The 26,502-nt window shown below is 62.2% G+C and carries 24 protein-coding genes and 1 pseudogene; 7 read left to right on the top strand and 18 right to left on the bottom strand.

Annotated elements, in window-relative coordinates; all coding sequences use genetic code 11:
• Positions 1-79: 79 nt before the first annotated feature.
• A complete protein-coding gene (locus tag O3297_RS27195; protein ID WP_305051038.1) occupies positions 80-3,817 on the bottom strand; it encodes an ankyrin repeat domain-containing protein in 3,738 nt (1,245 codons plus the stop codon).
• Positions 3,818-4,065: 248 nt separating this feature from the next.
• On the opposite strand from O3297_RS27195, the gene O3297_RS27190 reads away from it, so the two are divergent.
• From O3297_RS27190 to O3297_RS27175, 4 genes are all read left to right on the top strand, one after another.
• A complete protein-coding gene (locus O3297_RS27190; RefSeq protein ID WP_305051036.1) occupies positions 4,066-6,873 on the top strand; it encodes a valine--tRNA ligase in 2,808 nt (935 codons plus the stop codon).
• Positions 6,874-6,988: 115 nt separating this feature from the next.
• Positions 6,989-7,444, top strand: coding sequence for a DUF2147 domain-containing protein (locus O3297_RS27185; protein WP_034784781.1), 456 nt, complete (start codon positions 6,989-6,991; stop codon positions 7,442-7,444).
• A gap of 273 nt (positions 7,445-7,717) precedes the next feature.
• A complete protein-coding gene (locus O3297_RS27180; RefSeq protein WP_305051034.1) occupies positions 7,718-9,493 on the top strand; it encodes an ice-binding family protein in 1,776 nt (591 codons plus the stop codon).
• Between the two features lie 13 nt (positions 9,494-9,506).
• Positions 9,507-10,646, top strand: a complete 1,140-nt coding sequence (locus O3297_RS27175) for an OmpA family protein (RefSeq protein WP_305051033.1) — start codon at positions 9,507-9,509, stop codon at positions 10,644-10,646.
• 67 nt (positions 10,647-10,713) lie between these two features.
• Here O3297_RS27175 and O3297_RS27170 read toward each other — a convergent pair whose 3' ends face one another.
• The 11 genes from O3297_RS27170 to tyrS all read right to left on the bottom strand — a co-directional run bounded on the left by O3297_RS27170 (position 10,714) and on the right by tyrS (position 19,925).
• Positions 10,714-11,181: a YaiI/YqxD family protein gene (locus O3297_RS27170; RefSeq protein WP_092613064.1), complete on the bottom strand. Its 468-nt coding sequence runs from the start codon at positions 11,179-11,181 to the stop codon at positions 10,714-10,716.
• A gap of 32 nt (positions 11,182-11,213) precedes the next feature.
• Positions 11,214-12,269, bottom strand: coding sequence for a Holliday junction branch migration DNA helicase RuvB (gene ruvB, locus O3297_RS27165; protein ID WP_034749202.1), 1,056 nt, complete (start codon positions 12,267-12,269; stop codon positions 11,214-11,216).
• Between the two features lie 6 nt (positions 12,270-12,275).
• Positions 12,276-12,854 (bottom strand): Holliday junction branch migration protein RuvA, encoded by a 579-nt coding sequence (gene ruvA / locus O3297_RS27160; RefSeq protein ID WP_305051032.1) that lies wholly within the window; start codon positions 12,852-12,854, stop codon positions 12,276-12,278.
• 42 nt (positions 12,855-12,896) lie between these two features.
• A complete protein-coding gene (gene ruvC / locus O3297_RS27155) occupies positions 12,897-13,436 on the bottom strand; it encodes a crossover junction endodeoxyribonuclease RuvC (protein WP_099390050.1) in 540 nt (179 codons plus the stop codon).
• Between the two features lie 136 nt (positions 13,437-13,572).
• Positions 13,573-15,159, bottom strand: a complete 1,587-nt coding sequence (gene purH, locus O3297_RS27150) for a bifunctional phosphoribosylaminoimidazolecarboxamide formyltransferase/IMP cyclohydrolase (protein ID WP_305051029.1) — start codon at positions 15,157-15,159, stop codon at positions 13,573-13,575.
• A gap of 96 nt (positions 15,160-15,255) precedes the next feature.
• Positions 15,256-15,489 (bottom strand): helix-turn-helix domain-containing protein, encoded by a 234-nt coding sequence (locus O3297_RS27145; protein WP_008445162.1) that lies wholly within the window; start codon positions 15,487-15,489, stop codon positions 15,256-15,258.
• A gap of 191 nt (positions 15,490-15,680) precedes the next feature.
• On the bottom strand, positions 15,681-16,733 hold the full coding sequence (gene dusB, locus O3297_RS27140; RefSeq protein ID WP_305051028.1) for a tRNA dihydrouridine synthase DusB: 1,053 nt from the start codon (positions 16,731-16,733) through the stop codon (positions 15,681-15,683).
• Positions 16,734-16,894: 161 nt separating this feature from the next.
• The gene (locus tag O3297_RS27135) at positions 16,895-17,539 is read right to left on the bottom strand and encodes a histidine phosphatase family protein (protein ID WP_034784771.1); all 645 of its coding nucleotides are present in this window, start codon (positions 17,537-17,539) and stop codon (positions 16,895-16,897) included.
• Between the two features lie 3 nt (positions 17,540-17,542).
• Positions 17,543-18,187 (bottom strand): YbhB/YbcL family Raf kinase inhibitor-like protein, encoded by a 645-nt coding sequence (locus tag O3297_RS27130; protein WP_034784769.1) that lies wholly within the window; start codon positions 18,185-18,187, stop codon positions 17,543-17,545.
• 26 nt (positions 18,188-18,213) lie between these two features.
• Positions 18,214-18,663 (bottom strand): D-aminoacyl-tRNA deacylase, encoded by a 450-nt coding sequence (gene dtd, locus O3297_RS27125; RefSeq protein ID WP_070253822.1) that lies wholly within the window; start codon positions 18,661-18,663, stop codon positions 18,214-18,216.
• Positions 18,660-19,925 (bottom strand): tyrosine--tRNA ligase, encoded by a 1,266-nt coding sequence (gene tyrS, locus O3297_RS27120; RefSeq protein ID WP_070253823.1) that lies wholly within the window; start codon positions 19,923-19,925, stop codon positions 18,660-18,662. Before tyrS ends, dtd begins: the two co-directional genes overlap by 4 nt.
• Before the next feature lie 154 nt (positions 19,926-20,079).
• On the opposite strand from tyrS, the gene O3297_RS27115 reads away from it, so the two are divergent.
• Both O3297_RS27115 and O3297_RS27110 read left to right on the top strand, forming a co-directional pair.
• Positions 20,080-21,447: a M23 family metallopeptidase gene (locus tag O3297_RS27115; protein ID WP_034784764.1), complete on the top strand. Its 1,368-nt coding sequence runs from the start codon at positions 20,080-20,082 to the stop codon at positions 21,445-21,447.
• 142 nt (positions 21,448-21,589) lie between these two features.
• Positions 21,590-22,681, top strand: coding sequence for an anhydro-N-acetylmuramic acid kinase (locus O3297_RS27110; RefSeq protein ID WP_305051026.1), 1,092 nt, complete (start codon positions 21,590-21,592; stop codon positions 22,679-22,681).
• Positions 22,682-22,746: 65 nt separating this feature from the next.
• On the opposite strand, the gene erpA is transcribed toward O3297_RS27110, so the two are convergent.
• From erpA to rplM, 5 genes are all read right to left on the bottom strand, one after another.
• Complete coding sequence (gene erpA / locus O3297_RS27105; protein WP_029496047.1) at positions 22,747-23,109, bottom strand: iron-sulfur cluster insertion protein ErpA; 363 nt, start codon at positions 23,107-23,109, stop codon at positions 22,747-22,749.
• A 98-nt stretch (positions 23,110-23,207) separates the two neighbouring features.
• Positions 23,208-23,597: a polymer-forming cytoskeletal protein gene (locus O3297_RS27100; protein WP_034785332.1), complete on the bottom strand. Its 390-nt coding sequence runs from the start codon at positions 23,595-23,597 to the stop codon at positions 23,208-23,210.
• 90 nt (positions 23,598-23,687) lie between these two features.
• On the bottom strand, positions 23,688-24,725 hold the full coding sequence (gene argC / locus O3297_RS27095) for an N-acetyl-gamma-glutamyl-phosphate reductase (protein WP_034784759.1): 1,038 nt from the start codon (positions 24,723-24,725) through the stop codon (positions 23,688-23,690).
• A gap of 179 nt (positions 24,726-24,904) precedes the next feature.
• The gene (gene rpsI, locus O3297_RS27090) at positions 24,905-25,297 is read right to left on the bottom strand and encodes a 30S ribosomal protein S9 (protein WP_010393285.1); all 393 of its coding nucleotides are present in this window, start codon (positions 25,295-25,297) and stop codon (positions 24,905-24,907) included.
• Between the two features lie 9 nt (positions 25,298-25,306).
• The gene (rplM, locus tag O3297_RS27085) at positions 25,307-25,735 is read right to left on the bottom strand and encodes a 50S ribosomal protein L13 (RefSeq protein ID WP_010393282.1); all 429 of its coding nucleotides are present in this window, start codon (positions 25,733-25,735) and stop codon (positions 25,307-25,309) included.
• Positions 25,736-25,960: 225 nt separating this feature from the next.
• Here rplM and O3297_RS27080 point away from each other — a divergent pair, with 225 nt between their 5' ends.
• Positions 25,961-26,383, top strand: coding sequence for an OsmC family protein (locus O3297_RS27080; protein ID WP_034749235.1), 423 nt, complete (start codon positions 25,961-25,963; stop codon positions 26,381-26,383).
• Between the two features lie 15 nt (positions 26,384-26,398).
• On the opposite strand, the pseudogene O3297_RS27075 reads toward O3297_RS27080, so the two are convergent.
• A pseudogene (locus O3297_RS27075) lies at positions 26,399-26,502 on the bottom strand (IS110 family transposase); the annotation flags it as partial.

Genomic DNA, 26,502 nt, shown 5'->3' with positions numbered 1-26,502 from the left:
CTCGCCAGGCCGCCAAAACACGGGCTTACGGCCCCCTCCCGATGCCGGGACAGCCACCATGCCCAGGCGACGGCCGCGCTTACTTCACCTTGTCGTACGACAGCATTTGCCCATCGCGATTCCAGGCCAGTTTGCCATCCTCGATGCCGATGACAGCGTGGAAATCGCGCATGCCCGAGCGCGGCGGATACAGCGCAAAACGCAGCAGGCCTTGCCGGGCCGGCAGCGCCACCGTGGCTACGCCCGCTTCCGGATGGGACAGCACCAGATGCCGTAGCGGCCCGGCAAACGGCACCTGCCACGGCTGCTTGCCGCTGACGCCTTTGGCAAACGCGGGCGCATCGCCCAGCGCCGCCAGGCCGATATCGGCTACGGCCTCGTCGCGATATTCGACGATGATGCGGGCCGGGCCGGTGGTGGCGTCGCCCGGGCGCGGCGGCAACAACGCAAAGGGCGCATCGGGCGATGCCCCATCGCCCTGCAGCAGCAGCTCGCCGTCCAGCACCGACCAGCGCCCCTGCGCAGCTTGCTCATCGGCGCCGTACACCATCTGGTAACGGAAACGCCCGTCCGCGCGCAGGACGATCTGCGACGCGGCCTCGGTCTTGCGCCCCAGCGCATAGCGTCCCGTCAAACGCCGTTGCAGCGCCAGGTCGGCAGCCTTGTCCTTGTGTACGGGCGCGGCCGCAACCGCGGCGGGCGGCACCTGCCAGCCGCCGGCCGCCAGGATGGCCAGCATGTCGTCGCGCCCTGCGGCGCGCAGCGCGCTCCAGTCCTGCGGCGCGAGTTGCCGCAGGCCGCCGGCCAAGCGCGGCAGGCGCGCGGCAAGGCGCTGGCCCAGCCAGCCGGCCAGTATGCCCCCCGGTTCGTCGGCAAAGGCGGTGATCAGGCGCGGCGCCATGGCGTGCTCGCACCGCTGCGGCGCGGCAGCAAAACCCTGCTGGAGCAGCAAGTTCCAATACGCGTCGGACGCATTCATGACGATGTTGACCAGGTTCGACGTGTCCGGCAGGCACACCTTGTCCAGCGGCAGCGTCGAGCCGCCCGCGACGAGGGCCAGGATATCGGCGTCGAGGCTGGCGGTAGCCAGGTCCAGCGCACCACCCCATGCGTGCTCCGTGCTGTCATCGATCCGCGCGCCGCGCGCGATGAACAGGCGCACGGCCTCGGTCTCGCCGCTGACGATGGCTTGCTCCAGCGCACTCTTCTGATTCGCGCCGCGCCAGTTCGGGTCCAGCCCCAGGTCCAGCAGACGCGGCAGCAGATCGCCGCGCCGCGCCCGCAGTGCCTGGCGCAGCACCGCTGCATCGCCCGGCGCGCGCCGCACGCCGTCGGCGCGCCGCAACATGCCGTGTTCCAGCAACAGCGGCGCCAGCGCGCGCTGCGGCGACGCCACGGCCAGCATGGCGGCGTTATTGCTCAACTGGCTGGCCGGCAAGCCGGCCGCCAGCATCAGGCGTACCCGTTCGACGCCGGCCGCATCGCGCACGGAACGCAGCGCCTCGTCCAGCGGCGACCACTTGATGTCTGCTGGCGGCTGGCGCGCCGTGACAGCGGCCAGCAGCAAGGTCAGCACGGTATTGTTTTCCAGCGTCGGCTTCAGTTTCAGCGCCGTCCTCAAGACGGGGAATTCCCCGCCCAGCGGATCGGCGCCCAGGTCCAGCAGCAGCTTGACCATCGCCGCATCGCCATTTTCGACTGCCGCGAGCAAGGGGGGACGATAGCCGTCGCTGACGACGGGCGCGCCCATCGCTGCCAGGCGGGCGACCCAGTCGGGCCGCTGGCTGCGCACGGCATGCCACAGCAGCGTCTCCGTTTCCAGGTGCAGCGTATCGAGCGTCGTCAGTTTTCTCACGTGCAACCCTTCGGCTGCGGGGCCGACTTGCGCCCACGGCATGCCGGGCATCACCAGCTGGCGCAGCACGTCCTCGGACGCCGGCTGGTGCTGGTACATGGCGCGCATCGCGGCATCGAGCCAGCGGTCATTGCCTTTCGCATCATGCCGGGGCACGCGCTGCTTGAGCCAGTCCAGCGCGCCGGCGTTGCCCGCTTCGGCGGCGTAGGCGTACAGCGACTTGCCCTTGTCGTCGATCTCGGGCGTGGTGCCCGTGGCCAGCATTTTATCGAGCACTTCGGTGCCACGCGTCAGGCCCAGCAAGCGGCTCCACAGCACGTCATCGGCCTGCGGCCGTTCGGCTGGCCGCACCGCGCCGTCTTTCGCCTTCTGTGCCTGGCGCAACTCTGCCATGCGCTGGTCGCCCACCAGATAGGGCAGGCCAGAGCCAGCGTCCAACAAGGCGATCATGTTCGCCGTACGTTCATCCACGTCGAGCAATTCCGGCACAATGCCCGCAGCTTCCTGCTGCAGCGCGTATTCCAGCGGCGCCAGCGTATCGTTTCCGGCGCCGTAGTGCCGGACATCGGCGCCATGGGCCAGCAACAGGCGCACCATCGCGGCATTGCCATACATGGCCGCCAGATGCAGGGGCGCGACGCTCCTGCCCCCGGTGCCTTCATCGACCGGCACGCCGCGCTGCAACAGCAGCGTCATCATGCGCAGCCTGGCCGGCAGCAGCGCGGCGTGCCGCTCGCGTTGCGCTTCGCGGTGCGCCCGCCGCTGCATCTGTTGCAGCAATTCATCGTCCAGACGCGGTTGCGCCTTCTGCCACGCCTGTTCCGCTTCGACCAAGCTGTACGCGGGCAAGATCAAGACGTGCAGCAAGGTATACTCGCCGCTCCGGTAGGCGCCCGGCGAAGCGACGCTGGCGAGCAGCTTGCCGAAGGCTGCTTCATCGCCCTCGCTGGCGGCGTCGAACAGCGCTTGCACCTCGGGCGTCGGCGGCAGCTTGTCGCGCGCCTCGCGCACATAATGGATCACGCGTTCCATGCCGTGCACGGTAAGCTGCGGCAGCGGCATGCCCACTTTCCAAGCCCGCGCCAGCTGATTCGCCTCGGCGTTTTGCGCCGCGTTCATCGCCTTTGCCCAGCCGGCCACGGCGGCAGCAGCCCCCGCTTCCCCACCCGCCGCCGCCAGCTGGCTCAGCATGGAAGCGAGCACATAGTCCTGTGGCACGCCCCGATCCAGGCCGTACACCGTGGCCAGCTTCAGCTGGGCCTTGGCGTTGCCGCTTTCGGCCGCCTTGCGCAGCCAGCGGGCGGCCTCCTTTTCATCCAGGCCGTCTGCCCCGTTGCAGCACCGCATGCCCAGCTGGTAGGCGGCGTCCATGTCGCCGCCCTCGGCGGCGCGGCGGTACCAGTCCTGCGGCGAGCGCCGTCCCGTCAGCGACGTCGCCGGCAGGGGCGCGCCGCGCTTCCAGCGGCCGGCCAGGCGCACGGCTTCATCTACCTGGTCCGGCGACATCGCGCGGCGGCGCGCCGGCAGATACGTCTCCAGCTCGGCCGCGCCCTTCCATTCCTTGTCTTGCAGCGCCAGCAGTCTGAGCGCATGCGACACCACCGTGTCGGCCGGCGCGCCTTCGCCCTGTTCATACATTTGCGCCAGTTGCGCCATCGGTTCTCCGGCGCCCTGCGACGCCAGACTGCGCAGCCAGGGCAGCGCGCGCGCTGGATTGCGCAGGCTGCCCGACCGGCTCGCATACAGGGAAACCAGTTTCTCCTGCGCAACGCGATCGCCGCCCTTGGCAGCCAGCAGATACCAGCGCCCGGCTTCGGCATCGCTGCGCGCCACGTCCGCACATCGCTCCTCGCCCAGATAGATATCGCCGAGAACCTTTTGCGCCTTGATATTGCCGCCCTGTGCCGGTCCCCGCAATTGCGCCACGGCCTCGATGCAGCGCCCGCGCTGGAAAGCCGCCATTCCCTCAAGAACGCCAGCGCATGCGTCACCGGCAGCCAATCCAGCGCCGAGCACGGCCAATTGCCACAATGTCTTCATGATCTTCTGGACTTTCAAATAATGTTACAAAGATGATAGCTTGAAAAAAATACAATGAAGCAATATTGCTCAATCGTGCGCGGCTTTTCGGCCCATCCAAGGCCGCTATTTGCTGCGCATGCTTTATGCACCCCTTATAATGGTTCCTTTTGCCAATCACACGCCAAATCATGGAATTAGCCAAGTCTTTCGAGCCCGCCGACATTGAACAATTCTGGCGCACCGAGTGGGAACAGCGCGGTTACTTCACCGCCACCCTCGATGCGGGAAAACCTTCCTTCAGCATCCAGTTGCCGCCGCCGAACGTCACCGGCACCCTGCACATGGGCCATGCGTTCAACCAGACCATCATGGATGGCCTGACCCGCTACCACCGCATGCTGGGCCACAACACGGCCTGGATACCCGGCACCGACCATGCGGGCATCGCCACGCAGATCGTCGTGCAACGCCAGCTGGACGCGCAAAAGATTTCGCGCCATGACCTGGGCCGCGAGAAATTCGTGGAAAAAGTGTGGGAATGGAAAGAAAAATCCGGTTCCATCATCACCGGCCAGATGCGCCGCCTGGGCGCCTCGGCCGACTGGCAGCGCGAATACTTCACGATGGACGAGCCGCGCTCGAAAGTCGTCACCGACGTCTTCGTGCGCCTGTTCGAGCAAGGCCTGATCTACCGCGGCAAGCGCCTGGTCAACTGGGACCCCGTGCTGGGCACGGCTGTGTCCGACCTGGAAGTGGTGTCCGAGGAAGAAGACGGTTCCATGTGGTACATCAAGTACCCGCTGGCCGACGGCAGCGGTTTCCTGACGGTGGCCACGACCCGTCCTGAAACCATGCTGGGCGACGTGGCCGTGGCCGTCGATCCGACGGACGAGCGCTACACGACGCTGGTGGGCAAGATGCTGAAACTGCCGCTGACGGACCGCGAAATCCCCATCATCGCCGACGAATACGTCGACAAGGAATTCGGCACCGGCTGCGTGAAGATCACCCCGGCGCACGATATGAACGATTACGCCGTGGGCCAACGCCACAAGCTGGCGCAGATCGTCATTTTGACCCTGGACGCGAAGATCACCGACGACGCGCCGGCAGCCTACCGCGGCATGGACCGCTTCGCCGCGCGCAAGCAGATCGTCGCCGACCTCGACGCGCAAGGCTTGCTGGAACAAGTCAAGCCGCACAAGCTGATGGTGCCGCGCGGCGACCGCACGGGCGTCGTCATCGAGCCGATGCTGACGGACCAGTGGTTTGTCGCCATGAGCAAACCGGCCCCGGAAGGCACCTTCTTCCCAGGAAAATCGATCGCGGAAACGGCGCTGGACAAGGTCGCCAATGGCGAAATCAAGTTTGTGCCGGAAAACTGGAGCACCACCTACAACCAGTGGCTCAACAACATCCAGGACTGGTGCATCTCGCGCCAGCTGTGGTGGGGCCATCAAATCCCGGCGTGGTACGACGATGCCGGCAATATCTTCGTTGCCAAGACGGAAGCGGAAGCCATCGCCAAGGCGCAGGCGGCCGGCAGCACGGGCCCCTTGAAGCGCGACGATGACGTGCTCGACACGTGGTTCTCGTCGGCGCTCGTACCGTTCTCGACCATGGGCTGGCCGGAAGAAACACCGGACATGAAGGCTTTCCTGCCATCGTCCGTGCTGGTGACGGGTTTCGACATCATCTTCTTCTGGGTCGCGCGCATGGTCATGATGACGGCGCACTTCACGGGCAAGGTACCGTTTGAAACCGTCTACGTGCACGGCCTCGTGCGCGATTCGACGGGCCAGAAGATGTCCAAGTCGAAGGGCAACACCCTGGACCCGATCGACTTGATCGACGGCATCGACCTGGAAGGCTTGATCGTCAAGCGCACCACGGGCTTGATGAACCCGCGCGACGCGGAAAAAATCACCAAGGCAACGCGCAAGGAATTCCCGGAAGGCATTTCCGCCTACGGCACGGACGCCGTGCGCTTCACCATGGCCAGCTATGCATCGCTGGGCCGCAACATCAATTTCGACCTGGGCCGCTGCGAAGGCTACCGCAACTTCTGCAACAAGATGTGGAACGCCACCCGTTTCGTCATGATGAATACGGAAGGCAAGGACTGCACGCCGAATGACGCCGACCTGTCGCAAGCGGACAAGTGGATCATCTCGCTGCTGCAAAAAGCGGAACTGGACGTGGCCAAGGGCTTTGAAGACTTCCGTTTCGACAATATCGCCGCCACCATCTACAAATTCGTGTGGGACGAGTATTGCGACTGGTACCTGGAAGTCGCGAAAGTCCAAGTGCAACAGGGCACGGAAGGCCAGCAGCGCGCCACCCGCCACACCCTGCTGCGCGTGCTGGAAGTCGTGCTGCGCCTGGCCCATCCAATCATCCCGTTCGTCACGGAAGCGTTGTGGCAAACGGTGGCGCCTTTGGCCGGCAAGACGCTCAAGCCAGAGGGCGATTCGATCATGATGCAGCCGTATCCGATCGCCAACACCGAGAAGATCGATGAAAGCGCGGAAGCGTGGATGCAGCAGCTGAAAGCCTTGACGGACGCAACGCGCAACCTGCGCGGCGAAATGCAGATCTCGCCTTCCGTGCGCGTGCCGCTGATCGTCGAAGCGGGCAATGCCACGGAAAAAGCCGCGCTGGCGTCGTACGCACCGTACATCCAGTCGCTTGGCAAGCTGGCCGAAGTGCAGATCGTCGATGCGCTGCCGGACTCGCCAGCGGCCGTCGCCATCGTCGGCACCACCAAGCTGATGCTGAAAGTGGAAATCGACGTGGCTGCCGAACGCGAGCGCCTGGGCAAGGAAATCGCCCGTATCGAAGCGGAAATTGCCAAGGTCAACAGCAAGTTGGGCAATGAAAGCTTTGTTGCGCGCGCCCCTGCCGCCATCGTTGCACAAGAAAACGAGCGTTTGCTCAGTTTTTCGGCGACAATTGAAAAACTGCGCGAACAGTTTGCTAAACTAGCCAGCGCATAAGGCAAGTTTGGAAGGATTGCGTGGCGTCATCTCCTGACGCCGCGCAGCACTGCTGGTCTTGCCTTGGTATCTATACTGTTTCGTAACAGATCAAAAAAACCACAGGAGACTAGCGATGCATAAACTATTCAAAGCAAGCGTACTGGTGGCCGCCCTGGCCATCGCCGGCAGCGCCACCGCGCGCGACGGCAACTACACCCCCGTCGGCACGTGGAAAACAATCGATGACGCCAGCGGCAAGCCGAAATCCCTCGTTGTCATCACGGAAAACAATGGTGTCTTGCAAGGCAAGATCGAAAAGCTGTTCCGTGGCCCGAATGAAGATCAAAATCCCAAGTGCGACAAGTGCACGGGCGCCAACAAGGACCAGCCCATCATCGGCCTGGTGATCCTGTCCGGCCTGAAATATGACGGCAAGGAATGGACAGGCGGCGAAATCACGGACCCGGCCAGCGGCAAGGTCTACAAGAGCAAGGCAGAACTGACGGAAGGCGGCACCAAGCTGCAAGTGCGCGGCTATGTCGGCGTGCCGATGTTTGGGCGCTCGCAAACGTGGGTGCGCGAAGAGTAAGCAACCTCCCCGCCCTGTCGAAGCCGGCCATGCGCCGGCTTTTTTGTGCCTGCTTTCCGCACACGGCCGTTGTTTTTCAGGCCGAATCGTTCCCTTTTGAACCCATTCCCCGTCAAAGACAAGCTAAGCGCGCCAGCGCACATACCTTCAGTTTCCTAAATGAAATAGTGCATGCCTGTGACGCCATCGCCCTGTAGCGAAAGGCGGCATGGCTCTGCCGGATGACCTCATCCGCGGATGCCCGGCAGTGACTGCCATGCACAAAGGAATTATATGAATCTCTTCAAGCGATATCTGAACCCGCTGCTCGTCTCGGCAGGTCTGCTGGCCATGGCTGCCCTGGCCGGCTGTGGCGGCGGCGACCAGGGACGCGATCCCATCCTCGGCTTGCCGGCTGCCACCTTGTCCAGCCTGGCCGTCACGCCGGCCACGGCCACGGTCGCCATCGGCGCGGGCCAGCAATTCACGGCCATCGCCACGTATAGCGACGGCTCTTCGCAAGACGTCAGCGCCAAGTCGGCCTGGACGTCGGCCACGCCAGCCAGTGCGACAGTCAATGGCGCCACAGGCTTGAGCACCGGCATCGCTGCCGGCGGCGGCAGCATCAGCGCCGCGTTCGGCGGCAAGAGCGCGGCGGCCCAGCTGACCGTCTCGCCGGCCACCTTGACGGCGATCGCCATCACGCCGCTCGCGCCATCCATCGCCATCGCCGCAACACAGCAATTCACGGTGAGCGGCAGCTTCAGCGACGGCGCCACGCGCGACGTCACGGCCGTGTCGACCTTTGCTTCGGCCAGCCCTACCACGGCCAGCATCGCCGCTGGCGGCTTGGCGCTGGGTAAGGTTGCCGGCACGACACAGATCACGGCCACCACGGGCACCTTGACAGCCAGCACCGTGCTGACCGTCACGCCAGCGACCCTGCTGGCTATCGCCGTCACGCCGCAAAACCCCGTCATCCCGGCCGCCGCGACGCGCCAGCTGGCCGTCCTTGCCACGTATTCGGATGGCAGCAGCGTGGACGTCACGACCGGCAGCACCTTCGTTTCAGTCACGCCCGCCTCGGCCACCGTCGCCAGCGGCGGCCTCGTCACCGGCGTTGCCTTTGGTACCAGCGTCATGAATGCCAGCTTCAACGGCAAGACGGCCAGCACCACCGTGACCGTACCTGCCCTCACCCTGGTCAGCATCGCCGTCACGCCAGCCACAGCCAGCATCGCTGTTGGTGCCCAACAGCAATTCATTGCCACCGCAACGTATTCGGACAGCTCGAACGCCATCGTCACCAACAGCGCCGCCTGGACGTCGGGCACCGTTGCCAACGCCAGCGTACTGAACACGGGCGTCGCCACCGGCATCGCCGCCGGCACCAGCAGCATCACGGCCACGGCCGGCGGCCAGTCGGGCAGCGCGTTGCTGACGGTCACGGCCGTCGCCATCCCGCCCGTCCTCAATCCGATCATCCTGGGCCGCGCGGCGCCGTTCGGCGTACTGGCCGGCACCTCGATCACGAACAACTCGGGCGGCACCACCCTGATCACGGGCGACGTCGGTGCGCCTTCGCAGACCACCGATCCGACCCAGGCGGCCGGCTTTACCAACTACAAGTCGGGCGCCATCCTGGCCGGCGCCATGACGGATTTGCAAGCGGCGATCACGGACGGCAATAGCCGGACTTGCGACGTCACCTTTGCCGGCGGCATCGACCTCGGCGGCCAGACCTTCGGCCCCGGCGTGTATTGCTATGCCGGTGCCATCAGCATTACCGGTACGCTGACACTGAACGGTCCCGGCGTGTACATCTTCCGCACGGCGCTGACCCTGGACTCGACCGTCAATTCGGTAGTTGCCCTGAATAACGGCGCCACGGCCGACAACGTCAGCTGGCTGCCCGTCGGCCCCACCACCCTGGCCGCGAACAGCGTCTTCAAGGGCAATATCCTGGGCCAGTCGGCTGCCATCACGGTGGGCGACAACACGACCCTGCTCAATGGCCGCGTGCTGACGGCTGCCGCCGTTACCCTGCGCAACAACCAGATCACCAAATAATCGGGACATGACGATGACTATCGCACACACACTGGGCGCCCTGAGCGTCATGGCCGGCGCCTTGCTGGCGGCGCAATCGGCGCAGGCGCAGGACAACACTTTCATCAACCCGGACTGGGCCAACAGCGCCTGGTACATCGGCGCGGGCGTGGGCCAGTCGCGCGCCACCATCGACGAACCGCGCCTGCGCGCCAGCCTGGCCGCCAACGGCGAAACCGTCACCGGCTTCAGCAAGGACCAGCGCGACACCGGCTATAAGCTGTTTGTCGGCCGCCAACTGAACCAGTATGTCGCCGTGGAAGCGGGCTACTTTGACCTGGGCAAGTTCGATTTCAAGTCGACCACCAGCGGCAACGGCGTGCTGAACGGACAAGCGGCGTTTCGCGGCATGAACCTGGACCTGCTGGGCCAGCTGCCGCTGTCGCAGCGCCTGTCATTACTGGGCCGTGTCGGCATGCACTACACCAAGACCAACACGGAGTTCAGCGGCAACCGCCTGCTCGGTTCGACCAATACCCATGCCAGCGAGCGCAAGCTCAATGCCAAGCTGGGCCTGGGCCTCGAATACAAGTTCAGCGAAGCGCTGGCCCTGCGCGGCGAAGTCGAGCGTTATCGCTTGAACGATGCCGTGGGCAACCGTGGCGATGCGGACCTGTATTCCGTCAGCCTCGTGTATAAACTGGGCCGCCCGGCCAGCGCCACGCCCGCCTACCAGCCGGCGCCCGAAGTCGCGCCTGTCGTCGCCATGCCGGCACCTGTCATCGTGGCCGCACCGGCGCCTGTCCCCGTAGCGGAAAAAGTGTCGTTTGCCTCCGAAGCGCTGTTTGATTTCGATCAATCGACACTCAAGCCGCAAGGCAAGGCGGCGCTGGACCAGCTGCTCGGACAATTGACGGGCATGGACCTGGAAGTCATCGTCACGGTCGGCCATACGGATGCCGTCGGTTCCGATGCCTACAACCAGAAACTGTCGCAGCGCCGCGCCGAAGCCGTCAAGGCCTATCTGGTGGCCCAAGGCGTGGAAACGAGCCGCGTCTACACGGAAGGCAAGGGAGAAACGCAACCGGTGGCCGACAACACGAGTGCCGCCGGGCGCGCCAAGAACCGCCGCGTGACGGTGGAAGTGGTGGGCACGCGCAAAGTTGCACGCTAAGTTACATGCACATAAAAAAACCGGCTTGCGCCGGTTTTTTTTCATCCACGTTTTTTTCGTCCACCGCTTACTGCGCCGGGGCCGGCTTGCGGTGATGCTTGCTCAAATGTCGGTCCAGGCTATTGGCAAACTGTTGCCGGTCGGACTGGCTGAAGGCGGCAGGACCGCCCGTGTCGACACCGCCGCTGCGCAATTCTTCCATGAAAGCGCGCATCGTCAGTTGCTGGGCGATATTGTCCTTCGTGTAAAACTCGCCGCGCGGGTTCAGCGCAAAACCGCCCTTGGTCAGCACGTCGGCGGCCAGCGGGATGTCGCCCGTGATGACGAGGTCGCCGGGATTCAACAGGCGCACGATTTCCTGGTCGGCCACGTCCGCGCCGGACGGCACTTGCACGGTGCGGATAAAACGCGAGGGCGGCACGCGCAAGCCCTGGTTGGCGACCAGGGTGAGCGGCAATTCCAGGCGGTCGGCCACGCGATACAAGATTTCCTTGATGACGACGGGACAAGCATCGGCGTCGATCCATATCTGCATGCCCGGCGCGGTCTGCCGGCTGCCTTCCGCCATCACAGTTCCCACGCTTCGCCGCCCGGGCCCATGCGCGGGGCGCTGACGCCAAAGTGCAGGTAGGCGGCCGGCGTGGCGACACGGCCACGGGGCGTTCGCTGCAGGAAACCTTGCTGTATCAGATACGGTTCCAGCACATCTTCGATGGTATCGGCAGCTTCGCCGATGGCCGCAGCCAGGTTCCCGATGCCGACGGGGCCGCCGCCGAACTTGAACAGCACGGCTTCAAGCAGCTTGCGGTCCATCACGTCGAAACCGGCGGAATCGACGTCGAGCATGGCCAGCGCGCGGTCGGCCACCACCTTGGTGATCTCGCCATTGCTTTTGACTTCCGCGAAATCGCGCACGCGGCGCAGCAGGCGGTTGGCGATGCGGGGCGTGCCGCGCGCGCGCTGGGCGATCTCGTGCGCGCCTTCCGGGTCGATCGGTGCTTTCAGCAAGGCCGCGCTGCGCGTAACGATCTTCGTCAATTCGCCCGTGTTATAAAACTCCAGGCGCGCGACGATGCCGAAGCGGTCGCGCAGCGGGTTGGTCAGCATGCCGGCGCGCGTGGTGGCACCGACCAATGTAAACGGTTGCAGGTCGAGTTTCACGGAACGGGCGGCCGGGCCTTCGCCGATCATGATATCGATCTGATAATCCTCAAGCGCCGGATACAAAATCTCTTCCACGACGGGCGACAGCCGGTGGATTTCATCGATGAACAGGACGTCGTTCGCTTCCAGGTTGGTCAGGATCGCGGCCAGGTCGCCCGGGCGCTCCAGCACGGGGCCGGAAGTCTGGCGCAGATTGACGCCCATTTCGCGCGCGATGATGTGCGCGAGGGTCGTCTTGCCCAGGCCCGGCGGGCCGAACAGCAAGGTGTGGTCGAGCGCTTCCTTGCGCTGGCGCGCAGCCGTGATGAAAATCTCGAGCTGGTCGCGGATCTTTTCCTGTCCCACATACTCGTCGAGCTGCTTGGGGCGCAAGGCCCGTTCGATGGCCTCTTCGTTGTGCGAAATGGGCGCCGCATCGATGATGCGCTGTTCCGTGAAGCTGTCGGTCTGGATGCTCATGCCTTATCAGCCTTTCGACAGCGCTTTCAGCGCCAGTTTGATGCCGTCCGACACGCTGCTGCCGGCCGGCACGTTTTTCACGGCCGCCAGCGCTTCCTTGTCCGAATAGCCGAGCGCGACCAGCGCGTTGAGGATGTCCGACTGGGCGTCCGGCGCCGCATGCGCGCCGCCGGCGCCGATATCGGCACCCAGCTTGCCCTTCAATTCCAGCAACAGGCGCTCGGCCGTTTTCTTGCCGATGCCCGGCACTTTCACGAGGCGGCCGGAATCCTGCAGGGTGATGGCTTGCGCCAGGTCGGCTATCGTCATGCCCGAAAGGATCGACAAGGCCATGCGCGCGCCCACGCCCGTGATCTTGATCAACTGGCGGAACACGGCCCGCTCGGCCGCATTGCCGAAGCCAAACAACAGGTGCGCATCTTCGCGGATGGCCTGGTGCGTGAACAGCACGACTTTTTCGCCCACGTGGGGCAGGTTGTAAAAGGTGCTCATCGGCACGTCGACTTCATAGCCGACGCCCTGGCAATCGACCAGCAATTGTGGTGGATTCTTTTCAAGCAAAATACCGGAGAGACGGCCTATCATCGCGTGTTCCTAATGTTGTGTATATATATGAGGGCCATGCAGCTATCCCACTAAACGGCCGCGCTTCATGCGCAGCCCCTGCAGCTGGGGCGCCAGCGCGCCGAGCATGGCCAGCGCATCGATGCTGTTGGCGTGGCAAATGGCCACGCCCAGGGCATCGGCCGCATCCGTGCCGGGCAAGCCGGGCAAGGACAGCAGCCGCGACACCATTTCCTGCACCTGCTCCTTGGCCGCCTTGCCGTGGCCCGTGACAGCCTGTTTCACTTGCAGCGCCGTGTACTCGGCCACCGACAGGTCGGCATGGACGAGCGCGCAAATGGCCGCGCCGCGCGCCTGGCCCAGCAGCAAGGTCGATTGGGGATTGACGTTGACAAACACTTTCTCGATGGCCGCGCAATCGGGCTGGTAGGTGCCGACGATTTCGCTCACGCCCTGCAGGATGACCTTCAGGCGCGGCGGCAATTCCCCTTCGGAACCTGTCTTGACGGTACCCGACGCGATATAGCGCAGCTTGTTGCCGTGTTTTTCAATGACCCCAAAGCCGGTCGTGCGCAGGCCAGGATCGATGCCAAGAATAATCATCGCCAGATTCTATAATGAATACGGCAGGCACCGGTGAATAACCGGTGCCTGCCGTATTGTGTCGCAGCAACCCAAACCAACATCTGGGGTCGGACCCTTAGGGTCCGACCCCGGTCATTGCCGTTGGGTTCAATTATCAATGACGGAAGTGACGCGTGCCCGTGTAAAGCATCACGACGCCGCGCTCGTCCGCCGCATCGATCACTTCCTGGTCGCGCATGGAGCCGCCCGGGTGGATGACGCAGGTTGCGCCCGCATCGACGACGACATCGAGGCCGTCGCGGAACGGGAAGAAAGCGTCCGACGCTACGACGGAACCCGTCAGCGACAGGCCGGCGTTGTGCGCCTTGATGGAAGCGATGCGGGCCGAGTCGATACGGCTCATCTGGCCAGCGCCCACGCCCAGGGTCATGTTATTGCCGCAGAAGACGATGGCGTTCGACTTGACGAATTTCGCCACTTTCCAGGCGAACATCAGGTCGGCCAGTTGCTGCGGCGTAGGCTGCAGCTTGCTGACCACGCGCAAGTCGCCGATACCGACGTTTTTCGCGTCCGGCGATTGCACCAGCAAACCGCCACCGACGCGCTTAAAGTCCATGGCGTGCACGCCGCTACCCAGCGGGATTTCCAGCATGCGCACGTTTTGCTTGCTCGACAGAATCTGTTTCGCTTCCGCGGAGAACGACGGGGCGATCAGCACTTCGACGAACAGCTTGGCGATTTCGCCGGCCGTGGCGCCATCCAGTTCGGTATTAAACGCGATGATGCCGCCGAATGCCGAGGTCGGGTCCGTCTGCAGGGCGCGCGCATACGCTTCCGCCGCATTCTTGCCCAGGGCGACGCCGCATGGATTCGCGTGCTTGACGATGACGCAGGCGGCGCTTTGCTCGAAACCGCCCATGCTCTTCACACATTCCCAGGCAGCATCGGCGTCGGCGATGTTGTTATACGACAATTCCTTGCCTTGCAGCTGGCGGTAGTTGGCCAGCGCGCCATCGGTGGTGACCAGGTCGCGGTAGAAGGCGGCGCTCTGGTGCGGGTTTTCACCGTAGCGCATGTCTTGCACTTTTTCAAAGGCAACGTTCAAGATTTGCGGATAGGCGCCGCGCTCGGCGTGCACTTTCGTCGGACCCAGGCTGGTCAGGTAGTTGGTGATGGCGCCATCGTATTGCGCCGTGTGCGCAAAGACTTTTTTCGCCAGCATGAACTTGGTATCGTAGCTGACGTCGCCTGCCTTGCCGTCGGCCGAGCGCATTTCCGCCAGCACGGCGTCGTAGTCGGTCGGGTCGCAGATGACAACCACGTCCTTGTGGTTCTTGGCCGCCGAACGCAGCATGGTCGGGCCGCCGATATCGATGTTCTCGATCGCGTCTTCCAGGGTGCAATCGGCCTTGGCGACCGTGCCCTGGAATGGGTACAGGTTGACCACCACCATGTCGATGGTCGGCATGTCGTGCTCGACCAGTTTCGACATGTGCTCAGGGAAATCGCGGCGCGCCAGGATACCGCCGTGCACTTTCGGGTGCAGGGTCTTCACACGGCCATCGAGCATCTCCGGGAAACCCGTGTAATCGGCAACTTCCGTGACGGGAACGCCGTTGTCAGCCAGCAATTTTGCGGTGCCGCCCGTGGACAGGAGGTTGACGCCGAGGGCGGACAGGGCGCGGGCGAATTCGAGAACGCCGGTCTTGTCGGAAACGGAGAGGAGAGCTTGTTTGATCATGGCTGTGGCTAGGTGGTTAAGTGTTCTTGGCGAATGGCGCAGGCCCGGTGCCGGGCTGCGGCGGATTCAAATCTTGGCGTCACTTGCATGCCGGCATTACAGCAAACCGTGCTCCTGCAATTTCTTGCGCAGGGTATTGCGGTTGATGCCCAGCATCTGCGCGGCGTGCGACTGGTTGCCATCGGCGCGTGTCATCACGACTTCCAGGATGGGCTTTTCCACGGTCAGCACGACCATGTCATAGATATTCGATGCTTGCTGTTCGCCCAGGTCATTGAAGTAATCTTCTAGACTTTTCTGTACGACTTCCTGAATGCTTTCTTTGCTCATTTTTATGCTTCAACCGGCTGAACACCTGGCAATCCGGCGCCGCGCCGCCCATGCGGTCCGCGTGCTGCCCCCTTGCCTCGGTGTTGTAATTAATATTGCATGACGCTCTGTATAGGCGCTCGCCCTTGTACTGCTGATCACTCTTGCTTGTCACTATTGCTTATAACTTATATCACTGCCTTGCTATCTGCTCATGCTGCCGTGGCCACAGATTTGATCACATCGATCAGGCCACTTTCACTGGATTCGGAGAGGCGGTATTGTAACCGTTCGCCAAATTTCCATTGCGACTCAAAAAATTGATCGACGGCCAGCAATTGCGCGTCCGTCGATTCCAGCAAGTTCATTTGCTGGCGGAACGCTTCGCCGCCTTCCAGATCCTTGACATACCAGCCGATGTGCTTGCGTGCCGTGCGCACGCCGAGAAATTCGCCATAAAACGCGTAATGGGCGCGCAAATGCTCGTCCATCAAGGTACGCACTTCATCCACGTACGGCGCCGGCAGCAAGGTGCCGGTGCACAGGAAATGGTCGATTTCACGGCAAATCCACGGCCGGCCCTGCGCCGCGCGGCCGATCATGACGGCATCGGCCCCCGTTTGATCCAGCACAAAGCGGGCCTTTTCAGGACTGGTAATGTCGCCGTTGGCCACCACGGGGATGCCCACCGATGCTTTCACGGCGGCAATCGTTTCATATTCGGCATCGCCCTTGTAGCCATCGGCGCGCGTGCGGCCGTGCAAAGTCAGCATCTGGATGCCGGCTTGCTCGGCGATGCGGGCGATGGTCAGGGCATTTTTGTTGGAACGGTTCCAGCCCGTGCGGAATTTCAGGGTGACGGGCACGTCGACGGCATTGACGACGGCGTGCAAGATCTTTTCGACCAGGCTTTCATCTTGCAACAGGGCCGAACCGCACCAGCTGTTGCACACTTTTTTGACGGGGCAACCCATGTTGATGTCGATGATCTGCGCGCCCCGGTCCACATTGAACTTGGCGCAGTCGGCCAGGTCTTGCGGATCGGCGCCGGCGATCTGCACGGCCTTCGGCTCCATTTCGCCTTCGTGGTCCGTGCGGCGCGAGCTTTTTTCCGTCGCCCACAGGCGCGGATTCGACGCCGCCATTTCCGACACGGCGTAGCCGGCACCCAACTGCTTGCACAACTGGCGGAAAGGCCGATCCGTCACACCCGCCATGGGAGCGACGAAAACGTTGTTGCGCAGAATGTGAGGGCCGATTTGCACTGAAGAACCTGGAATGGACGGAGGAACCTGCTATTTTAACCGATTCCCTGCCTAATTAATAAGCACTATTTTTTTGCCTCAGTGCGCTTGGGCGGGCGCCGCGCTTGTGCAGTACAGCAAAACAGGGGCTCGGCGAGCCCGTCCGCCGGTTCGCCCGGCTCTTAGCCCAGCTCGTCCATCGCGGGCGCGCTCAAGTGTTCGATATTTCCCCAATGCACCAAATGCAGCTTGCCGTCCGCGTAAGAAAAGCGGTTGACGCTGGCATTTTTGACCTGGAAGTCGCGCGGACTGTCGAGCGTCATGCCGACCGCCTCGCGGTAGGCGCATTCGAGCACGCCGCCGTGGGCGACGATGGCGATCGTCTGGCCGTCATATTTCCCGGCCCAGCGGGCGATGGCACCGTTCGCGCGCGCATAGAACTGGCGGAAACTTTCCGCCTGGCGCTCGCCCGACGGCATCACGGCATCGATCTGGCGCGATTGCCATTGCGCATATTCGTGCGGATAGCGCGCGGCAATGTCCGCATACAGCAAGCCTTCGAAGGCGCCATAGCAGCGCTCGCGCAGCAAGGAATCCGTTTGCACGGGCAAATCTTTCACATCGGCCACGGCTTGCGCCGTCTGCTGCGCGCGCTGCAGATCGCTGGCGATAATGGCGGCCAGCGGTTCGTCCGCCAGCGCCTGCCCCAGCGCCCCCGCTTGCGCCAGGCCCGCCTCGTTCAGGGCGATGTCGATATGGCCCTGCAGGCGGCGGCCCGCATTCCAGGCCGTCTCGCCATGGCGTATCAGTAAAATCGTGGTGCTCATGCGTTATTTCTTCAGGGTAAGTGCCAATTCGGGGTTAAGCGAATAGGCGACGACGAGCTGGGCTTCGTCGAGGATGTGACCGTACAGGGCTGCATGGGCTTGCTGCCCCGTGAAACGCTCGGGCAGCGCCAGGCGCGGCACGTCGAGCGCGTACAGGCGAAAAATATAATGGTGGATGCGCTCGTCATTCCACGGCGGGCACGGGCCATCATAGCCGTAATAGTCCCCGGCCATGGCGGCATCTCCGGCAAACCAGGCCGTATAGTCGTTGAGGCCCTGGCGCAGTGGCAACGCACCGCCGCTGGCGGCAGGCTTGCCGCGCGGCGTGATGCCGCTGGAAAACTCACCGGCGGCAATAACCCGCATGGCCAGGGGAATATCAAGCAAGCTCCAGTGATAAAAGTCGCCGCGCGGCGCCGTCAGCGGCAGCGATTGGTCATCGCGGTTGGCCAGGCTGGCGTCTTGCGGCGCATCGGGGTCGATGCAGAACAGGGCCAGCGACTCGGTGCCGTTGGGCACCTCGTCCCAGGCCAGATGAGGATTGCGGTTGCCGGCGAGGCGCACGCGGCTGGCCGGATCGATCTCGGCAAAGGCATGGTCGGCCGGCATCAGGCCGCCATCACGAAACGTCTCGCTCCACAATTTCATCGCTTGCTCCTCTTTATATTTTTTAGTTATTGCTTTGCGTTTACTTGCAGCCAGAAGGTGACTGGCCCGTCGTTCGTCAGCGACACCTGCATGTCGGCGCCGAACTGTCCCGTTTGCACGGTCGCGTGGCGGCTGCGCGCCTGGTCCACGAAATGCGTGAACAGGCGCAAGCCGTCCTGCGGCGCGGCCGCCGGCGTAAATGACGGGCGCGTGCCGGACTTGGTGTCGGCAGCCAGCGTAAACTGCGGCACCAGCAGCAAGCCGCCGGCCACGTCCGTCACGCTGCGGTTCATCTTGCCCGCCTCGTCGGCAAACACGCGATAGCCCAGCAGTTTTATAAGCAGGGCGTCCGCTTCCTTCTCCGTATCGCCCCGCTCCGCGCACACGAGCACCATCAGGCCGGCATCGATGGCGCCGATGGTGGCGCCGGCCACGTCGACCTTGGCCTGCGTAACGCGCTGCAGCAGCGCGATCATGCCGTCAAGGTGACGCGCGCAAAGCTGCGCTTGCCAACTTGCAACACAAACTGGCCAGCCGCCACTTGCAAGCCCTTGTCGCTGATGACGGTGCCGTCGATGCGCACGCCGCCCTGGTCAATCTTGCGCATGGCTTCCGACGCCGAGGGGCACAGGCCCGCTTGCTTGAGCAGTTGCGGGATGCCCAGCGGTGCGCCGGCCAGCGTCACTTCCGGAATATCGTCGGGGATGCCGCCCTTCGAGCGGTTGACGAAGTCGGCCAGCGCCTCTTCCGCCGCCTGCTGCGAGTGGAAGCGGGCAACGATCTCTTGCGCCAACGCAACTTTGGCATCGCGCGGATTGCGGCCTTCCTCGACTTCGCGCTTCAGCTGGGCCAGTTCGGCGATCGAGCGCCACGACAGCAGCTCGTAGTAGCGCCACATCATGACGTCGGAAATGCTCATCAGCTTGGCGAACATGGTGTTGCCCGGTTCCGTGATGCCGATGTAGTTATTCTTCGACTTGGACATTTTTTCCACGCCGTCCAAACCTTCCAGCAGAGGCATGGTCAAAATACACTGCTGCTCCTGTCCGTACTGCTTTTGCAGTTCGCGGCCCACCAGCAGGTTGAACTTCTGGTCCGTGCCGCCCAGTTCCAGGTCCGACTTCAGGGCCACCGAATCGTAGCCCTGCATCAGCGGGTACAGGAATTCATGCACGGAAATAGGAATGCCACCCTGGAAGCGCTTGGTGAAGTCGTCGCGCTCGATCATGCGCGCCACCGTGTAGTGGGAAGCGAGCTGGATGATGCCGCGCGCGCCCAGCGGATCGCACCACTCGGAGTTATAGCGGATTTCGGTCTTGCTGGCGTCCAGCACCAAAGATGCTTGCGCGAAATACGTCATCGCGTTAATCTCGATCTGTTCCTTGGTCAACGGCGGGCGCGTGACGTTGCGGCCTGAAGGATCGCCGATCATGGACGTGAAGTCGCCGATGAGGAAAATGACTTGATGGCCGAGGTTTTGCAGCTGGCGCATCTTGTTCAGCACGACAGTGTGGCCCAGATGCAAGTCGGGTGCAGTCGGGTCCAGGCCCAGTTTGATGCGCAGCGGAACACCGGTTTTCTCGGAGCGGGCTAATTTTTGCGCAAATTCGCTTTCGATCAAGAGTTCGTCGACGCCACGCTTGGTAATCGCGAGGGCTTCTTGTACTCTGTCCGACAGCGGAAGCGCGGTCTGAGCGGCGTTAGCCTTTGTAGGCGATGCGGTGGTGTTGATTTCCATAAAATTTGACTGTAGATCTCAAAATGGTAGTAGGTTTGCGGAGTTTGCTATAATGCTCGATCCCATCAATCTTGCCGTATGAAAACGAACCAAAATAACAATAACAAAGAGCATTAGTTCAGGTCACGTTCAAGGGCAAATTTTAACTGATTGCATGAACCCTATACATAAAATCACAGGCTCACGCTTGTACACACAGCTGACGACGACACGCAAGGCACGCATTATCGGTGCCTCCGCAGTGCTGCTCGCCGTGGCCGCCTTCGGCGCGGTCGCTGTGTCGCCCATGGCGCCCGACGCATCGGACTTGCCGGTCACGTCCATCGCCCAGAACCTGGAAATGCCTGATCTCGCCTCGCAAATTTCCGCGATGGAACAGGTAGACCAGAATTTCACCCACGAAGAAAAAGTCCGCGCTGGCGATACCCTCGCCACCCTGCTGACCCGTCTCGGCGTGGATGATGCGGCGGCCGCCAATTTCATTAAAACCGACAAGATCGCGCGCGGCGTGATGTTGCTGAAATCGGGCAAGCGCGTGCAAGCGCAAACGTCCGAAAACGGCGACCTCAACTGGATGCGCGCCACGCTCGTCGACGGCACGGACAAATCGGTCAAGAACATCCTGATCACCCGCAAGGGCGACAAGTTCGTGGCCACGGAAGTAGCTGCCCAGCTGGAACGCCGCGTTGAAATGCACGCGCGCAAGATTACTTCCACCCTGTTCGCCGCGACCGACTCCAGCCTGGACGGCACCCGCCTGCCAGATTCGATTTCCGCGCAAATCGTGGAAATGTTCTCCACCAATATCGACTTCCGCTCCGACCTGAAGCGCGGTGACTCGTTTAATGTTGTCTACGAAACATTCTGGCAAGATGGCGAATTTGTCCGAGCGGGCCGCATCCTGGCCGGTGAATTCACCAACCGCGGCACGACTTACCAGTCCGTTTGGTTCGAAGACCCAGCAAGCAAGCAAGGCGGCGGTTACTACAGTTTCGACGGCAAGTCCCTCAAAAAAGCCTTCCTGAAATCCCCCCTCGAATTCTCCCGCATCTCGTCCGGCTTCTCCATGCGCGTGCACCCGATTTCCGGCAACTGGAAAGCGCACAAGGGCATCGATTTCGCTGCAGCAACGGGCACCCCTATCCGCGCTTCGGGCGATGGCGTGGTCGATTCCGTCGGCAGCCAAAACGGCTATGGCAATGTTGTTGTCCTGAAACACTGGGCCAACTATTCCACCGCCTACGCACACATGAGCCGCTTTGCTTCGGGCCTGAAAAAAGGTCAAAAAGTCAGCCAGGGCGATGTGATTGGCTACGTCGGCACCACCGGCTGGTCGACGGGCGCCCATTTGCACTATGAATTCCGCGTCGGCGGCGTGGCACAGGATCCAAGCAAACTGAACGTACAAGCCCAGGCCCCGTTGACGGCCGCCGAGCTGAGCCGTTTCCGCATGGTGTCGGCTGACATGATGCACCGCTTCACGCTGCTGCGTCCGAACGACACGGCACTGGCTGCGCGCTAAGCAACACTGCCTTCGGGCAACATATAAAGAAAGGCACCGCCCATGCAAATGGCCGGTGCCTTTGTTTTTCCCCGTGCGCTTCTGCGGCCGGCACAAATGCGGCACAATGCACCTCACCACTTACGCATTCAAGGAATACCCCATGCTGTATATCGGTTTAATGTCAGGCACCAGTCTCGATGGCGTCGACGGTGCGCTGGTCGACTTTTCCGACGAGGGCACGCGCAGCCTGGGCGACGCGTACATTCCCTTTCCCGCCAGCCTGCGCGCCGACCTGATGGCGCTGCAAAGTGCGGGCCAGAATGAAATCGAACGCGAAGCACTGGCGGCAAACCGACTCGTGCGCCATTACGCCGATTGCGTCGCCATGCTTCTGAGCAACGCGGGTATCGGCCCGGACGCCATCGCTGCCATCGGCGCGCATGGCCAGACCATCCGCCACCGCCCGGAGCTGGGCTTTACACGCCAGCTGAACAACCCGGCCCTGCTGGCCGAACTGACGGGCATCGATGTCATCGCCGACTTGCGCAGCCGCGACGTGGCGGCCGGCGGCCAAGGCGCGCCGCTGGTGCCCGCCTTCCACCAGGCCATCTTCAATCTGCCGGGCCACACGCGCGTGCTGGCCAATATCGGCGGCATCGGCAATATCAGCGTGCTGCACGCGGACGGCACGGTGACGGGCTACGACACGGGTCCCGGCAATGCATTGATGGATGGCTGGGTCTTGCAGCACCTGGGCCAGCCCTACGACGCCGACGGCGCCTGGGCCGCCACGGGCCAAGTCTTGCCCGCCCTGCTGGCGGATTTGCTCAACGATCCCTATTTTGACTTGCCTGCGCCGAAAAGCACGGGACGCGACCTGTTCCATGCCGACTGGCTGGGCGCCAAGCTGGCCAGCTATCCGCAAGCCAGGCCAGCCGACGTGCAGGCGACCCTGACCCAGCTGACGGCCGCCAGCCTGGCGCACGCCATCGGGCGCGACGGCGCACGGGCGGAAACCGTGTATGTGTGTGGCGGCGGCGCGCAGAACGCCAGCCTGATGGCGGCGCTGGCCCGTGAATTGCCGGGCATGGCGGTGGAATCGACGGCAGCATTGGGCGTGGCGCCCAGCCAGGTCGAGGCCTTGGCGTTCGCCTGGCTGGCCTGGCGTTTTAACCAGCGCAAGCCGGGCAACTTGCCGGCCGTGACGGGTGCGCAGGGCTTACGCGTACTGGGCGCGCTGTATCCGCGCTGAGCCGGCGTAGAAACACAAATAGCGGATCGAAGATCCGCTATTGTCTTGCTTGCCCAGTTTAGTGCTTAAACGGAGAAAGACGAACCGCAACCGCAGGTGGACGTCGCTGTCGGATTCTTGATCACGAACTGCGCGCCTTCCAGGTCATCCTTGTAGTCGATTTCCGCGCCGACCAGGTACTGGTAGCTCATGGAATCGATCAACAGCTGGACGCCGTTCTTGACCATGGTGGTGTCATCTTCGTTGACGATTTCATCGAAGGTGAAGCCATACTGGAAACCGGAGCAGCCGCCACCCTGCACGAACACGCGCAATTTCAGGTCGGGATTGCCTTCTTCTTCGATCAGCTGCGCGACTTTTTCGGCGGCGCTATCGGTAAAGATAATAGGGGAAGGGATCACATCTTGCATTTCAGCGACGGCATTCATATCAGGCACTCCTACTAGAAAACATTAAGTCATTATAGACTGTTGGCGCAACTCGCGCTGCGGCCGCCGCTGATGCGGCTGGACGGTGTTGTTCCTGCTCACATTTCCGATACGGCCAGGTGCAGCACGGGGTCGGCGCTGTCGTGGCGACTCAGCTTGCCTTGCACCAATGCGCCGCTGTGCATTTCCAGCACTTTGTAATAGACCTCTCCTACAATGCGGGCTTTTGGCTGGATTTCAAGCATTTCCGACACATACACGGGGCCATTGATCTCGCCGCTGACGACCAGGCTCGAACAGCGCACTTCACCATCGATACGGCCCGCCTCGCCCAGCACCACATACGTGGGCTCGCCCGGCTCGCCCGTGACGTTGCCGCGCACATGGCCATCGATGCGCAAGCCGCCGCAAAACAGCAGGTCACCCTCGATCCGCGTGGATGCGCCGATCAGGGTGTCGATGGGGTTTTTCGCATTGCGCTCGAACATGAACGTCATCCTGTCGGGGTACGTGGCAGTCCAATTTATCACAGGTCCGGCAAAAAGGCGCCGGACCCGCGCAAGCAGCGGCGCCGATAATTACGGCAACAGGGCGATATGTTGCAAACCGGCCGTTTCTTTCAAGCCAAACATCAAGTTCATGCACTGCACGGCCTGACCCGACGCGCCCTTGACCAAATTGTCCTGCACCACCAGCACGATGACGGTATTGCCGCCTTCGGGACGGTGCAAGGCCAGGCGCAGCATGTTCGAGCCGCGCGTGGAGCGGGTTTCCGGGTGCGCGCCGAACGGCATCACGTCGACGAAAGGCTCATCCTTGTATTGCTCTTCAAACAAGGATTGCAATTCTTCATTGCTGACATCCTTGTTCAGCTGCGCGTACAGGGTCGAATGCATGCCGCGGATCATCGGCACCAGGTGCGGCGTGAAGGTCAGCGCCACTTTCTCATCCGTGAAACGCTGCAATTGCGCCGTCGTTTCCGGCAGGTGGCGGTGGCCGGCCACGCCATAGGCCTTGAAGCTGTCGCTGCTTTCCGAGAACAGGATGCCGATTTCCGCCTTGCGGCCGGCGCCCGACACGCCCGACTTGCAGTCGGCGATCAAGCCGCCCGCGTTGACCAGGCCAGCCTTGAGCAGCGGGTAAAAGCCCAGCTGCATGGTGGTCGGGTAGCAACCGGGGTTGGCGATCAGCTTGGCTTGCTTGATGTCTTCGCGGTTCAGTTCCGGCAAGCCATATACGGCCTGTTCGATCAGCTCGGGAGCCGTATGGGGAATCTTGTACCACTGTTCGAACTTGGCCTGGTCTTTCAGGCGGAAATCGGCAGCCAGGTCGATGACTTTCACGCCGGCGGCCAGCAAGGCTGGTGCCTGCGCCATGGCAACGCCATGCGGGGTGGCAAAGAAGACCACGTCGCACTGTTCCAGATTCGCCTTGTCCGGCGAGGAAAACGCCAGTTTCACATGGCCGCGCAGGGAAGGATACATGTCAGCAACGGGCAAGCCATCTTCCTTGCGCGAAGTAATCGCCGTCAACTCGACATCTGGATGGGTAGCGAGCAAGCGCAGCAACTCCACGCCCGTGTATCCAGTGCCGCCGACGATGCCAACTTTGATCATGTTCTTTCCTTGTGTATAGATTGCATAAGATTGCATAAAGAAGAGGGGAAACGCTCCCCCTGCGGGTTTTCGCGTATTTTACAGCGCAACGGCGCATCCCGCTGAAATGCAAAAAAGCCGCGGGACCGAAGTCCAGCGGCTTTTCGACCAGCACCCCGGAAGGTGCTGTAGCGTAGAAATTAACGCTTCGAGAATTGCTTTGCGCGACGTGCTTTGCGCAGACCAACTTTTTTACGCTCGACTTCACGTGCATCGCGGGTAACGAAGCCGGCTTTAGCCAGTTCCGGTTTCAACGCTGCATCGTAGTCGATCAGAGCGCGGGTGATGCCGTGACGAACTGCACCAGCCTGGCCCGACTCACCGCCGCCATGGACGTTGACTTTGATGTCGAAACGCTCGACATTGCCGGTCAGTTCCAGTGGTTGACGGATGACCATCAGACCCGTTTCGCGCGAAAAGTATTCGTTTGCTGGTTTGCCGTTAACAACGATCAAGCCTGTGCCAACTTTGATAAAAACCCGAGCCACTGCACTTTTGCGACGGCCGGTTCCATAATTGTAATTACCGATCATGTCAGTTCCTTAGAGAACAAGTGCTTTAGGTTGCTGAGCAGCGTGCGGATGGGAACCTTCCGCGTACACTTTCAGCTTCTTGATCATTGCGTAGCCGAGTGGGCCTTTAGGCAGCATGCCTTTGACCGCTTTCTCAAGCGCGCGACCTGGAAAACGCTGTTGCATTTTCTGGAAGTTGGTTTCGTAGATGCCGCCTGGATAGCCAGAGTGACGGTAGTAAATTTTCTCAGTAGCTTTGGTACCGGTCACACGCAGTTTGCCTGCGTTGATGACGACGATGAAGTCGCCGGTATCGACGTGAGGAGTAAATTCTGGTTTGTGTTTGCCGCGCAGTCGGAGTGCCACTTCGCTGGCAACACGTCCGAGGACTTTGTCCGTCGCGTCAACCACGAACCAATCGCGCTGGACTTCATGTCCTTTAGCGGAAAATGTTTTCATGTTGACTTCCTAATAGATTACACGCTCAAATGGTGGTTCCGCCGATGCTGCCGTGCGGACTCTGCCTTATTTACTTTTCCTGAGCGAACGGAAAGCCGACAAGTATAAGCGGCTTTGCCTTGCCGCGTCAAGCCGCAATCGAGGCCGGCTGCGGGCCGGCGGGCGGCACATGGACAGGCATTCCTCTATTACAATACAAAACGCTTACAATTTTCGGAGAGTACGATGGAATGCAAAGTCAGCTGGAATGGCCCGTCGGGCATGAGTTTTCGGGCAGAAACGGGTTCCGGCCACCTGGTGACCATGGATGGCGCGCCCGATGGCGGCGGCCACAACCTGGCGCCACGCCCCATGGAAATGGTCTTGCTGGGCACGGGCGGCTGCACCGCCTATGACGTGGTGCTGATCCTGAAACGCGGGCGCGAAGCCGTCAGCGGCTGTGAAGTGACCCTGAAGGCCGACCGCGCCGACACCGACCCGAAAGTATTTACCAAGATCCACTTCCACTTCACCGTGCGGGGCAAGGCCCTGAAACCGACGGCCGTGGAACGGGCCGTGGCCTTGTCACATGACAAATACTGCTCGGCGTCGATCATGCTGGCGAAGACGGCAGAGATTACCCATTCCTTCGAGATTATCGAAGAGTAGATACTGTTATCCCCGTCAAGCGGCGTGCAAGGTCGGATCAAATATTTTCCCCGACCTGAGCACGCCGAATGCCACGTGCACCAGCTTGCGCATCATGGCGCCAATGATCAGTTTGGGTG

The sequence above is a fragment of the Janthinobacterium sp. SUN128 genome, assembly GCF_030587275.1.
GTDB classification, from domain to species: domain Bacteria; phylum Pseudomonadota; class Gammaproteobacteria; order Burkholderiales; family Burkholderiaceae_D; genus Janthinobacterium; species Janthinobacterium lividum.
The sequence above is the reverse complement of the archived record's forward strand: the minus strand, read 5'-3'. Positions and strand labels throughout refer to the sequence as shown.